This is a genomic window from Gordonia sp. PvP123, assembly GCF_040547295.1.
Classification (GTDB): domain Bacteria; phylum Actinomycetota; class Actinomycetes; order Mycobacteriales; family Mycobacteriaceae; genus Gordonia; species Gordonia terrae.
Map to the genome: position 1 here is coordinate 123,436 of NZ_JBEPPN010000009.1, position 14,516 is coordinate 137,951.

Sequence of the window (14,516 nt, forward strand, 5' to 3'; positions counted from 1 at the left end):
AGGCCCAACGGTGACCGATGTGGTGCATGTGGCGACGAGGTCCGACGTACCGGCCATCGTGTTCGGTTCGCGTCGCGTCAGCTACGCCGAGTTCGGTGCACGGGTCGACTCACTGGCTCGTCATCTGATCTCCATCGGTGTCGGACCCGACGTCGCCGTCGCGGTCGCCATCCCACGGTCGGTCGAGCTCCTCGTCGCCATCCACGGCGTCGTTGCGGCGGGCGGTCATTACGTCCCGCTCGACATCGACGCGCCGTCTGACCGCACCCGGTACATGCTCGACACCGCGGACGTCCGGCTGGTCCTCGTCGCCGCCGACTCGGCCGTCGAGCTGCCTTCGGACGTCACCGCGGTCGTGGTCGACACGACCGCCGAGGTCGACCTCGCCACCGCACCGGTCACCGACGACGAACGGCTCGCGCCGCTGCAACCCGCCGATGCGGCGTACACGTTGTTCACCTCGGGGTCGACGGGTCGGCCGAAGGGTGTGACGGTGTCGCATGCGGCGATCGTGAACCGCCTGGAGTGGATGCGGGACTGGTATTCGATCAAGGACTCGGATGTCTTCGTGCAGAAGACACCGGTGACGTTCGATGTGTCGGTGTGGGAGTTGTTCCTGCCGTTCGCGGTGGGGGCGACGTTGGTGGTGGCCGAGCCGGAGCGGCATGGTGATCCGCGGTATCTGGCGGAGTTGATCACGGCCGAGCGGGTGTCGGTCATCCATTTCGTGCCGTCGATGTTGTCGGTGTTCCTGGATGTCCTGGGCGATCGGGTGGGTGAGTTGTCGTCGTTGCGGTTGACGTTCACCTCGGGTGAGGCGTTGACCGCGCCGGTGGCGCAGGCGTTGGTGGCGGCGTTGCCGGGCAACGAGGTCCACAATCTGTACGGCCCGACCGAGGCGGCGGTGGATGTGACCGCCCATCAGGTGCGGGCGGGGGAGGCGTCGGTGCCGATCGGCGTCCCGGTCCCGAGCACCACCACCTTCGTCCTCGACTCGCGACTGCAGCTCGTGCCCTCGGGGGTGCCCGGTGAGCTGTATCTGGGGGGCGTGCAACTCGCCCGCGGTTACGCCTCGCAGCCCGGCCTGACCGCGGAACGCTTTGTCGCCAGCCCCTTCGCGGCTCCCGCCCGCGGCGAGGCGGCCGACGACACCGAGGGTTTCGGTGATCCCGGTGAACGCCTGTACCGTACCGGCGATCTCGTCCGCTGGAATGCGCGCGGCCAGCTGGAATACCTGGGCCGCACGGACTTCCAGGTGAAGCTCCGCGGCCAGCGACTCGAGCTGGGGGAGGTCGAGTCCGTCCTCATGTCGGCGCCGGGTGTCCTCCACGCGGCGGCCACCGTGGCGAAGGTGTCCGGACAATCGCACCTCGTCGCCTATGTCTCGCCGGCGTCCGTCGACGTCGACGCGGTGAAATCGGTTGTCGCGCAGACATTGCCGGCCTACATGCGGCCCACGGTGTGGATGACGCTCGAGCACTTACCGCTGAACACTGCGGGCAAGGTCGCCCGGCGTAAGCTGCCGGTCCCCGAACTCACCGTCGAGGAGTTCGCCGCACCCGAGTCCGACGCCGAGACCTCGATCGCGGCCATCGTCGCCGATGTGCTGGGCACCGATCGCGTCAGCGTGACGCAGTCGTTCTTCGACCTCGGCGGCAACTCGCTGTCCGCGGCGCGGGTCGCGGCGCGCGTGGCCGACCTGCTCGACGTCGACGTGTCGGTCGGCGACCTGTTCGACGCGCCGTCGGTGCGGGATCTGGCCGGCCTGGTGTCCGGACGCGGCCGGAGCGTCCCGCGGGTCACCGCCATGCCGCGACCCGAGCGGTTGCCGTTGTCGACGGCGCAGAGCCGCATGTGGTTCATCAACCAGTTCGACACCGCCTCGGCGGCCTACAACATCCCGATGGCCCTCCGGCTGACCGGAGCCCTCGACCTCGACGCGCTCGCGGCCGCGGTCGGCGACGTGGTCGCCAACCACGAGATCCTGCGCACCACCTACCCCAGCGACGAGCAGGGACCGTTCCAGCTCGTCACCGATGCCGACACGGCCCGCGCCCGCCTCGACTGGCGGGCGGTGGAGACCGACGAGGAGCTGTTCGTCTCGGCGACAACCGGCTTCGACGTCGCGAGCGAATTCCCGCTGCGCGGCCGGGTCCTGCGTCGCGGGGACGACACGGTCGACGTGGTGCTCACCGTGCATCACATCGCCTTCGACGGTGAGTCGACCCCGGTGTTCGTGCGCGATCTGCTCGGCTCCTACCTGGCCCGGACGAACGCCGCGCCACCGGTCGCCGCGCCTGTGGTCCAGTACGCCGACTTCGCGCTGTGGCAGCGCGAATACCTGGGCGCCGCAGATGATCCCGGCGCACCGATGGGTCGTCAGCTCGCCCACTGGCGCGAGCTCCTCGCAGATCTGCCCGCGGTGACCGACCTGCCGATGGATCGCCCGCGGCCGGCCGTGCTCGACACCGCGGCGGCCGTCGAGTCCGTGACCGTCGACGACGCGCTCGCCACCGCTCTGGAAGACCTGGCGCGCAACCGCGACGTCACGCTGTTCATGGTGCTGCACGCCGCGCTCGCCGTCACCGTCGCGCGGCTCGCCGCCACCCGGGACGTCGTCATCGGCACACCCATCGCCGGACGCCCCGACGCCGCACTCCACGACCTCGTCGGCATGTTCGTCAACACGCTCGTGCTGCGCACCGACGTCGACCCGGCATCGACCGTCGACGACCTCATCGCCACGATCCGCGCCACCGACCTCGATGCCTTCGCGCACGCCGACGTGCAGTTCGACGATCTGATCGAGGAACTCGCGCCGGAGCGGTCCACGGCCTACCCGCCGCTGGTCCAGATCGCCTACACCCTCGTGGCCGCCGGCGGACGGCCGGAGGAGATCGGCCGGGTGGAGTTCTCGGGTCTGAGTGCCGAACCGCTCGGGGCCGCCGCCCCGATCGCCAAGTTCGACCTCACGGTCTCGGTGTCCGAACGGACCGGGTCGTCGCCGATGCGGGCCGATTTCCTCTATGCCACCTCGTTGTTCGACGCCGCGACCATCCGCCGCTTCGCCGAGGTGTGGCTCCAGGTGATCGCCGCGATGGCCACCGATCCGTCGCTGCCCGTCGGGGACGTCGACATCGTCGGCATCGACGCCGCGACTCTGAGCGCGCCGAGCCGCAACTCCGTCGGCGAGGTCACACCCGCTGCCGACGGCGGGGTGACCGAACCGGTGACCCTCACCGAACTCCTCACGCGACGCGACCTCGATCCACACCGTCCGGCCCTGATCCACGACGAGGCCGAGCTCTCCTACGCGGACTTCGAGGACCGCACCGATCGCCTTGCGCGCCAGCTGATCTCGCGCGGGGTCGGCCCCGGCGACGTGGTGGCCGTCGGCCTCGAGCGGTCCATCGGGTCGGTGGTCGCGGTGTTCGGCGTCATCAAGGCAGGCGCCGCGTATGTGCCGATCGATCCCGCCTATCCGAGTGATCGCATCGACTTCATGGTGGCCGACTCCGGTGTCCGGCTCGGCATCACCGACGCCTCGACGCGGGCCCGGCTCGGCGAATCATCTTGTGAGTGGCTCGAACTCGGTTCGCTCGACGACCAGGCCGTCGCCGGCGGGCCGGTCACCGACGCCGAACGTCGCCGACCGGTCCGGCTCGACGACCTGGCCTACCTCGTCTACACCTCCGGCTCCACCGGACGCCCCAAGGCCGTCGGGGTCCCGCATCGCGGCATCGCGAACTTCGTCGCCGCGCTGACCGAGGTCACCGGCACACCGGCACAGGCCCCCGACACCCGTGTCCTGCACGTCGCCTCACCGAGCTTCGACGCCTCGGTGCTGGAGATGATGTGGTCGATCGCGGTCGGGCACACCCTCGTCGTCGCGCCTGCCGCCGAGTACGCCGGCGACGCGCTCGGGCGCATCCTCGAACGCGACCGGGTCACCGACACCCTCATCACCCCCACGGTGCTGGCGACCGTCGACCCGCGGCGGGGCCGCACCGTCCGGAACCTCGTCACCGGCGGCGAGGCGTGCCCGCCCGAGCTGATAGCGCGCTGGGCCACACCGGAATCCGGGCGCCGGATGTACAACTTCTACGGGCCGTCGGAGGCCACCGTCTGGGCGACCACCGGACGATCCGAGCCCGGGGCGCCGGTGACCATCGGTCGCGCGGTCCGCGGCTTCACCGCCCACGTGCTCGACGGCCGTCTGCATCCGGTCCCGCAGGGCGTGGTGGGTGAGCTCTACCTGTCCACCGGCGACTCGCTGGCCCGGGGTTACCTCGGCCGGCCCGGCCTCACCGCATCGTCCTTCGTGGCCGATCCCTTCGCCCGCGAACCGGGCCGGCGCATGTACGCCACCGGTGATCTGGTGCGGATCACCGCGACCGGTGAGATCGAGTTCGCCGGGCGCGCCGACCACCAGGTGAAGATCAACGGCCAGCGCGTCGAACTCGGCGAGATCGAGTCCGTGCTCGGCGATCAGCCGGGCGTCGGCTCGGTCGTCGTGACCGGCGTCGACGACGACCACGGGCGCACCCGGCTCGTCGCCTACCTCGTGGCCGACGACACCACCGGCGACCGGCGCCTCGATGCCGACGCGGTTCTCGCCGGGGCGGCCGACCGCCTTGCCGGACACATGATCCCGCACTCGGCGATGGTGCTCGACGAACTGCCCGTGACGCCGGGTGGCAAGCTCGACCGGCGCGCGCTGCCCACCCCCGAGTTCACCACTCCCGCCGACGGATACGTCGCACCGGCGACGACCGCCGAAGAGACGCTCGTCGCGATCGTCGCGGGGCTGCTGGGTCTCGAGACCGTCTCGGTGACCGAGTCCTTCTTCGCGCTCGGCGGCGATTCGATCATGTCGATCCAGCTCGCCTCCGCCGCAAAGGCGGCCGGGTTGCCCCTGTCACCCCGAGAGATCTTCGAACAGAAGACCATCCGCGCGATGGCGCGGGTCGCCTCGGCGGGCGGGGACCGCGCCCCGATGCTCGCCGAACCCACCGGCGATCCCGCCGGACGGGTCGACCTCCCGCCGATCGTGTCCTGGCTCGTCGATGCCGCGCCGACACCGGCCGACCTCGCCGACTTCAACCAGTCGATGGTGCTGACCGCGCCGGCCGGCCTCACCGTCGCCCACCTCGGCGACGTGCTCGGGGCGCTCGTCGACGCGCATCCGATGCTCGGCGCGCGCCTGGAGCCCGCCGGTGGCGCCCAGACCGGAGACACCCAGACCGGGGACACCCAGACCGGGGACACCCAGACCGGGGACACCTGGACCCTCACTGGCGGAACGCCGTTCGACGCCGACGCCTCGATCGTCGCGCTCTCGACCGACACGGCCGTCGGCGAGCCAGGCTTCGCCGACGCGCTGGTCGACGCGCATGCCCAGGCCGCGGGCCGCCTCGACCCGGCCGCCGGGCGACTGGTCGCGGCGACGATCGTCAGCGGCGCCGCGACCCGGGAGTCCGCGCCCGCGGAGCCCGGTGCACCCGCTCGGATCGTGCTGGTGATCCACCACCTCGGTGTCGACGCGGTGTCGTGGCCGATCCTGATCGAGGACCTCCTCACCGTCCACGCCCAGCTGACCGCCGGACAGCCCGTGGCGGTCCGGGCCGAGGAGACCTCGCAGCGTGCGTGGCAGGGCGCACTCACCGCGCAGGTCGACGCACGTCGGACCGAGGCCGGGTACTGGCTCGACCGCTCGCCGGCCGAACCGACCGACTTCGGCGCGCCGCTCGACCCCGACCGCGACCGGTACGGCACGCTGACCTCGATCGTCCACCGCGTCGAGCCGGCCATCGTGGATCCGCTGACGACGACTGTGCCCGAAGCGTTCTCGGCGTCCGTCGTCGACGTCCTGCTCGGCACCCTCGCGCGGGCGGTGCGTTCCTGGCAGCGCGATCGCGACATCGCCGACGCCGCACCGGTCACCGTGCTCACCGAGGGGCACGGCCGTTACGAGGACGTGCTGCTCGCCGGCCCGGAGCCGCGTCGCGCGGACCTGTCGCGCACGGTCGGCTGGTTCACCTCGATCGCCCCGCTCGCCATCGATCCAGCCGACGACCTCGTCCACGCGATCAAGGCGGCCAAGGAAGAGCGTCTCGGCATGCCCGACTCCGGGATCGGGTTCGGCCTGCTGCGCTATGCCGCAGCTGTCGGCGACCCCACCGACCCGGTCGCACAACTGCGGTCCCGTCCGCTGCCCACGATCGCGTTCAACTATCTCGGCACCCGCGGCGCGACCGGACGCAGCGAGGCGCCGACGGCGCCCGGCGAGGTCGACACCCCGACGTCCGGTGCAGCGGCGCTCGCCGGCGCCGCGTTCCTGCCCGCACCCGACGCGCCGTTCCTGCCCGCTGCCGTGTCCGACGGGGTGGCGGCGATGAGTGTGCTGACGGTCAACGCGAGTACCGGCGCGTCCCCGGACGGCCGCGTGCTGTCGGCCGACCTGCAGTTCCCCGCGGCGATCCTGTCGCCGGAGGATGTCCGCGACATCGCACGGCGGTGGACAGCGGAACTCGCCGACGTGGTCCGCCTCGTCGCCGACGGCGTCGACGTCGGCCGGTCGCCCGCGGACGTCCCGGGTGCCGACGTCACCCAGCACGATCTCGACACGGTGGCGCAGCGGTTCCCCGGCGCCCAGGTCTGGGCACTGTCGCCGCTGCAGCGCGGACTGTACTTCCAGTCGCAGCTCGCCGGTACCGACCAGCTCGACGTGTATGTGACCCAAGCGGTCCTGCATCTCGACGGCGATGTCGACCTGGACCGATTGCGCACCGCCGTGGTCGCTCTGCTCGATCACCACCGCACGCTGAAGTCCGGCTTCGTACGGGTGCCCAGTGGACACGTGGTCACCGTCGTGCCCGAGACGGTGCCGTTGCGCTGGCGCGTGATCGACGTGCCGGCAGCCGGTGACGACGATCTCCGGGCTGCCGTGGACGAGGTGTCGGCGGCCGAGCGCACCGAACCGTTCGACCTCGCCGACCCGCCGCTGCTGCGTGCGGTGGTGGTGCGGCACGCGCAGGGGACGAGTGTGGTCATCACCAACCACCACATCCTGTTCGACGGTTGGTCCGGTCCGCTCGTGCTGGCCGACCTGCTCGCGCTCTACGCGACCGGGTCCCCGTTCACCGGACAGGGGACGGGTGAGCGCACCGACTTCGCCGATTACCTCGCCCGCATCGCCGACACCGACCTCGACGCCGGTCTCGCCGCGTGGGCACGGGTCCTCGGACCGGTCACCGAACCCACCCTGGTCGCCCCCGGCCTCACCGGCACATCCGTCGAGGACGGCGAGAACCGCACCGCGGCAGAACATCTGCCGCGCGAACACCGCTGGGTCCTCGAACCCGACCTCGTCGCGGCGCTCGAGCGCACGGCACGGCAGTCGGGCTCGACCATGGCCACGACGCTCCAGCTCGCGTGGGCGGTCCTGCTGTCCCGTCTCACCGACAACCGGGTGGTCACCTTCGGTGAGACCGTCTCCGGGCGGCCCGCCGGACTCGACGGGGTCGAGTCGATGGTCGGCCTCTTCATCAACACCCTGCCCGCCGTCGTCGACGTCGATCCGGACGCCACGATCGCCGAGGTCCTCGGCCGGCTGCAGTCGGACAAGACCGCCGTCCTCGATCACCAGCACATCGGCCTGCCCGAGATCCTCACCGCTGTCGGTCATCCGCAACTGTTCGACACGCTGACCGTGCACGAGTCCTATCCCGTGGACAACGATTCGCTGGCCGGCGGCGCCGCGAGTGCCGCGGTGGGGCTGTCGATCCGGGACGTCGAGGTCTCCGACGCCACGCACTATCCCCTCAACCTGGCGACCTCGCCGACCGCGTCGGGCATCGCGGTCCGGTTGACCTACCTCCCCGACGCTTTCACCGACGACGAGGTCGCCGTCTTCGCGCGGTCGCTCGTGCGGATCCTGCAGACGATCGCCGACGACGCGCAGACTCCCATCGCCGACATCCCGCCGATGTCGACCGTGGACGAGGCCCGCCTCGACACGTGGTCGGCCGGCCCGGACCTCACGCCAGCCGGCACCCACGTCGCCGATCTGCTCCTCGAGCGGATCGCTGCGTCTCCGGACGCGATCGCGGTGCAGGGTCGGTTCGGGGAGGCGACCTACGCCGAACTGGGCAACCGGGTGAGTGTGCTCGCCCGACGGCTGGTCGGTCTGGGTGTCGGGCCGGAAGTCGCGGTGGGCGTGTGCATCCCGCGGTCGACGGAGATGATCGTCGCGGTCCACGCGATCCTCGCTGCCGGTGGGCAGTTCGTGCCGATGGACCCCGCCGCCCCGGCCGACCGCATCGACTACCTGGCGCGCACCGCCGGGGTCGCGGCCGTACTGATCGGCCCGGGGCAGTCCCCGGCGGGAATCGAGGCGCTCGACCCCGAGGTGACCGTCGTGACCGTCGACGACGACTCGGACGCGGTGGTACCGCTTTTCAGTCCTGCCGAACGCGTGTCGGCGGTCGACGGCGCGAATCCGGCCTACACCATCTTCACGTCCGGTTCGACGGGTCGTCCGAAGGGCGTCACGGTCAGTCACCAGACACTGCGCGCGCATCTCGACTACGACCGCGGCGCCTACGAATTCGGTCCCGACGACGTGTTCCTACAGGTGCTGGAACTGACCTTCGACCCCTCCGTCGGTGAGATCCTGCGTCCGCCGCTGTCGGGTGGCCGCCTCGTGGTCATGGAGCCGGGTGCGCATCGTGATCCCGTCGCGGTACTGCGTCACCTCGCCGACTTCGGCGTCACCTCGGCGACGCTGGTGCCCTCGATGCTCGCCGTGCTCACCGAGGTCGCGGAACCCGAGCAACTGCGGGGGCTCACCCGGTTGCGTCACCTGCACACCGGTGGCGAAGCCCTCCCGCAGAGCGTTGCCGAGACCGTCCGGGACCTCATCCCACACGCCCCCGTCAGCAACCAGTACGGACCGACCGAGGCGACGATCTACGCGACCGTCGCCCGGGTCTCGGGTGACTCGGTCGCCATCGGGCGACCCGTCGCGAACACCACCGCGCTGGTGCTCGACCATCGATTGCGGCCGGTGGCAACGGGATTCACCGGCGAGCTGTACCTCGGTGGTGTCCAACTGGCGCGCGGATACACCTCGCGGCCCGCCCTCACCGCCGAACGGTTCGTGCCGAACCCCTACGGCGCACCCGGATCCCGCCTGTATCGGACCGGTGACCTGGTCCGCTGGCGAGCCGACGGTGAGCTGGAGTATAAGGGCCGCACCGACTTCCAGGTGAAGCTGCGCGGTCAGCGGATCGAGCTCGGCGAGATCGAGTCGGCCCTCATGTCGGCGCCGGGAGTCGTGTACGCCGCGGCGGCGGTCGTCGAGACCCCGGCCGGTCAGCAGCTCGTGGCCTACCTGACCCCGTCGTCGGTGGACCTCGACGCGGTCAAACACGCCGTGGCGCAGTCCCTTCCGGAGTTCATGCGTCCCGGTATGTGGATGCTGCTGGAGGAGATGCCGCTCAGCAGCGCGGGCAAGATCGTGCGGCAGCAGTTGCCCGCGCCGACCGTCGACGCGGCCGCGATCGTGCCGGTCGCGGGCGCACGTGAATCGGCCGCCGCGGCGGTCTTCGCCGAACTGCTGTCGATGTCGCCGGAGAACGTCGGCGCCACCACCAACTTCTTCGACATCGGCGGCAATTCGCTGTCGGCGATGCGGGCGGCAGCCCGTCTCGGTGACGCCCTCGGTGCCGACGTCACGGTTCGTGACGTCTTCGAGGCTCCGACGCCGCGCTTGCTGGCCGAACGCCTCGCCGACCGGACCGGCGGACTCCCGCCGATCGCCGCGGTGACACCGCGGCCCGACCGGATCCCGCTGTCGTACGCCCAGCAGCGGATGTGGTTCATCAACCGATTCGATCCGACATTGGCGGCCTACAACATCCCGGCCGTGATGCGCCTGACCGGTGCACTCGATCCCGAGGCGCTCGGCGCCGCCATCGCCGACGTCGTCGCGCGGCACGAGATCCTCCGCACCACCTACCCCGAGGTCGGCGGTATGCCGGTCCAGGTGATCGCCCCGGTGTCCGACATCGCGACCCGGCTCGACCACGAGTTCGTGCCGGCGGCCGACGGTCGTGATCCGGGAGCGGTCGTCGGGTCCGCGGTCACCGCCGGCTTCGACCTCACTGCCGACTGGCCGGTGCGGACCAGGCTGCTCGAGATCGAGACCTCGTCCGGCACAACGGAATACGTTCTGGCTGTGGTGCTGCACCACGTGGCCTCCGACGGTGAATCCCTCGGCCCGCTCGTCACCGACCTCACCACCGCCTATCTCGCGCGGACGGCCGGGGAGCAGCCGCGATTCGAGCCGTTGCCCGTCCAGTACGCCGACTACGCCATCTGGCAGCGACGTGCCCTCGGCGATGTCGACGACGCGACGTCGGCGATGGGCGCCCAGCTGGACTACTGGACCGCACACCTGGCCGGCATGCCGGATCTGCTCGAGCTGCCGACCGACCGCCCGCGTCCGGCGGTCGCGTCGCAGCGCGGTGCGCGCGTGTCCTTCACGATCCCGGCGGACGTCACCGCGCGGATCGACACCGTCGCCGACGAGTTCGGGGCCACCCCGTTCATGGTGTTGCACGCGGCGCTGGCGGTCCTGCTCGCCGATCTGTCGGGCACCGATGACGTGGCGGTCGGTACGCCGATCGCCGGTCGGGGCGCCGCCGTGCTCGATCCGCTCGTCGGGATGTTCGTGAACACGCTCGTGCTGCGGACCGCGCACGCGGGAGCCGACACCTTCGCCGACGTGCTCGATCGCGTCCGCCGTGTCGACCTCGACGCCTTCGCGCATGCGGACCTGCCGTTCGAGACCCTCGTCGATCGGCTCAATCCGGTTCGCTCCGAGTCGTTCGCGCCGCTCACCCAGGTGTGGTTGACCCTGGACCAGAGCGTGGTGCCCGAGCTCGCCGGACAGTCGCTGTCAGCCGATCTCGGCGACATCGCGGTCACCCCGCTCGACGCGGGGGAGGTGCCGGCCAAGGTGGACCTGCTGTTCTCGGTCGCGAAGGCCGGAGCGGGCGAGACCTGGACGGCGGCACTGCAATACGCCACCGATCTGTTCACCGAATCCACCGCCGCCGGGTTCACGGTGCGGTTCGTCAACCTGCTGGACGCGCTCACCGCGACCCCGGGCGCTCCGGTCGCCGCCGCGCCCATCCTGCTGGCGGGTGAGGCCGAGTCCCTGGTGCCGGTGCGCGGTGGCGAGGCCGCCGAACCCGTGTTGCTCGGCGACCTGTTCACCGAGGCCGGCACGCGCTATCGGCGTCGGACCGCGGTGGTCGACGCCTCCGGGGCGACGCTGTCGTACTCGGCGCTGCATGCCCGGTCCAACCGCCTGGCCCGGTGGCTGATCGGCCGCGGCGTCGGCCCGGAAACGCTGGTGGCACTGGCGATTCCGCGGTCCGTCGATCTCCTGGTCGCGATCTGGGCGGTGGCGAAGACCGGCGGCGGGTACGTCCCGATCGATCCGGACTATCCCGCCGAACGCGTGGCGACGATGGTCGAGGACGCGGGCGCCCGGCTGGGTCTGTCGGTCACCGCCGTCGGAGCGTTGCCGGACGAGGGTTTCGAGTGGCTTCGCCTCGACGACACGTCGGTGGTCGCCGAACTCGACGCCACCTCCGAGGCCGCCGTGGAGCCGGGGGAGCAGGCCGGACCGGTTCGGACCGACAACGTCGCCTATGTCATCTACACCTCGGGCTCGACCGGTCGCCCCAAGGGCGTCGCGGTGTCACATTCGGGTCTACGGAACTTCGCCATCGCGAAGTCGCGGGCGCTCGGGGTCGAGGACGGCGCGGTTGTCCTGGGATTCGCGTCCCCGAGCTTCGACGCCTCGGTGCTCGAATACCTCCTCGCGACGGTCAACGGCGGGACGCTCGCCTACCGGCCGTCGACCGCGGTGGGTGGCACGGAGCTGCAGGAGTTCATGCAGCGACACGAGGTCGCCACGACCTTCCTCACGCCGTCGGTGCTGTCGACGCTCGACCCGACCGCCTTGCCCAGCCTGCAGGCGGTGTCCGTGGGCGGCGAAGCGGTGCCGCAGTCGGTGATGGACGCCTGGGCACCGCACACCCGCATCCACAACGGTTACGGCCCGACCGAGACGACGATCATGATCGCGGTCGGTGAGGCGGCGACGCCCGGCGAGCCGGTCCGCCTCGGCGGTCCGCTGCCCGGCGTCGAGTTCCTGGTGCTCGACGCGCACCTGCGGCCCGTCCCGGTCGGCGTGGCCGGCGAGCTCTACGTCCTCGGACCCGCCCTCTCTCGTGGCTACCTCGACAAGCCGGGCCTGACCGCCGCGCGGTTCGTCGCCAGTCCGTATGCGGGCGCCGGACGCCGGATGTACCGGACCGGTGACGTCGTGCGGTGGCGGGAGTCGCGCTCGGGAGGTCTCACCCTCGAGTACTCCGGTCGGAGCGACGACCAGGTGAAGCTCCGCGGCCTCCGCATCGAGCTGGGGGAGATCGAGGCGGCGCTGCGCTCGGCGCCCGAGGTGCGATCCGCGGTCGTCGTCGGTGTCGGTTCGTCGGGGGCACCGAGTTCGGTGGCCTCGAGTCTCGCCGCATATGTCGTCGGTGGCGGCGTACAGGTGGACGCCCTGCGCGGCCTGCTGTCCGCCCAGCTGCCCGCGCACATGGTGCCCGCGTCGATCACGGTGCTCGACGAGTTCCCGCTGACCCCGGTCGGCAAGCTGGACCGTGCGGCGCTGCCCGCACCCGAGGTGGCGCCCGCCGAGTTCGTCGCCCCGGGCACCCCGGTCGAGCAGGCGATCGCCGATGCCTACGCCGAGGTCCTCGGCGTCGAGCGGGTCGGGGCCACCGACAGCTTCTTCGATCTGGGCGGCAACTCGCTGTCGGCCACGCGCGTGAAGGCCGCACTCCGCGACCGCAACGGCTTCGACATCGAGCTCGCGTGGTTGTTCAACGATCCGACCGTGCGTGGTCTGGCCCGGCGCCTTGCCGACGGCAATGCGGTGAGCAGCGACGTCGTGATCACCCTTCGCGGCGAGGGGGCGCGGGCCCCGCTGTTCTGTGTGCACCCGGCCGGTGGCCTGGCCTGGTTCTACGGCGGACTGGCCCCGTATCTGCGGGACCGGCCGATCTACGGGCTGCAGGACCCGCACGTGGTGACCGGCGAACCGAGCGTCACCGATGCCCGGGAACTCGCCCGGCGCTACGTCGAGGAGATCCGGCGCGTCCAGCCGCACGGCCCGTACCACCTGCTCGGCTGGTCGGTCGGCGGTGTCATCGCACACGCCATGGCCACCCACCTCGTCGGACTCGGTGAGGGCGTCGCCTACCTGGGGATCATGGACTCGCGTCCGGAGGACGAGCCGGTGATCACCGGTCACGACCGCCCGTCGCTCGCCGGCGACGAGCCCGGAGACATCGTCGTGGCCGATGCGCCGGGGTCGACCGTCGCCGAGACCATCGAACCCGATGCGTCGACGGTCGTCGACGTCCTCGGCGGTTGGCGCGACCTCTTCGATCTCGGCGACGACGTGCAGGCGTCCACCTCCGAGGAGGTCACCGCGATCATCCGGCAGCAGATCTTCGGCATGGGACTGCTGGCCGAGGACCAGGTGGAGCGCATCATGGACAGCTTCGATTCCTCGACCCAGGTGGTTCTCGACTACCGCCCGGACGTCTTCGCCGGCGACATGCACGTGTTCACCGCGACCGAGGACAAGGACGACCCGTCGCTGTTGGCCGGTGCCTGGCGTCCGTACGTGACCGGCGCGATCGACAACATGGATGTCGCCACCCATCACCTCGGGATGGCGAACGCCGACGCGCTCTCGGTGATCGGGCCGACGCTCGACGATCAGTTGTCGCGCGTCGACGGCTCGGCCGGACAGTGAGCGGAATGAGGGGATTTGCGTGACATCATCGACCTGACCTCGCCGACGTCCCGGCCGAGAGCCACTACGTTCGACAACAACAAAGCAGGCGGGCGACGACAGTCGCCGCGCCACCGGAGAAAGGACACTCATGACGAACCCATTCGATGACGAGGACGGCCGCTTCTACGTGCTCGTCAACGACGAGAACCAGCACTCGCTGTGGCCGACCTTCGCGGACATCCCCGCCGGATGGACCAAGGTCTTCGGTGAGGACAGCCGCGCGGCGTGCCTGGAGTATGTGGAGCAGAACTGGACTGATCTCCGGCCCAAGAGCCTCATCGAGGCCATGGAAGCGGACAAGAGCAGCGACGCCTGAACCTCGGTTCGGAGGTCGACACTCGCGATCGCCAAAGTCGGACGTGCTCGAATGTCGGGACAGTTGCATGTGGATAACAGGTAAAGAATCAAACCACTGATGCCCTGTTGCAACTACAGTCACAGCCGTAACATCAAAGTGCAGCATAGTTACGGAAAATGTTGTGGAATATCCCACACATGTTGAGCCAGTGTTCTACTACTTGAATGATGTAGGGCACACTGGGTTGAAGGATCGCTCGGTACCAACGTCAGG

General features: G+C 70.5%; 2 protein-coding genes. Both read left to right on the top strand.

Annotation, left to right across the window (positions count from 1 at the left end):
• Positions 1–10 precede the first annotated feature (10 nt).
• Complete coding sequence (locus ABIC25_RS18575) at positions 11–13,903, top strand: non-ribosomal peptide synthetase (RefSeq protein WP_354562627.1); 13,893 nt, start codon at positions 11–13, stop codon at positions 13,901–13,903.
• Between the two features lie 130 nt (positions 13,904–14,033).
• Complete coding sequence (locus ABIC25_RS18580) at positions 14,034–14,261, top strand: MbtH family protein (protein WP_004020535.1); 228 nt, start codon at positions 14,034–14,036, stop codon at positions 14,259–14,261.
• Positions 14,262–14,516: the final 255 nt, after the last annotated feature.

Bases quoted from the DNA above. Each gene is read 5' to 3' on its own strand.
- ABIC25_RS18580 (WP_004020535.1), top strand. From the start codon at position 14,034: ATGACGAACCCATTCGATGACGAGGACGGCCGCTTCTACGTGCTCGTC.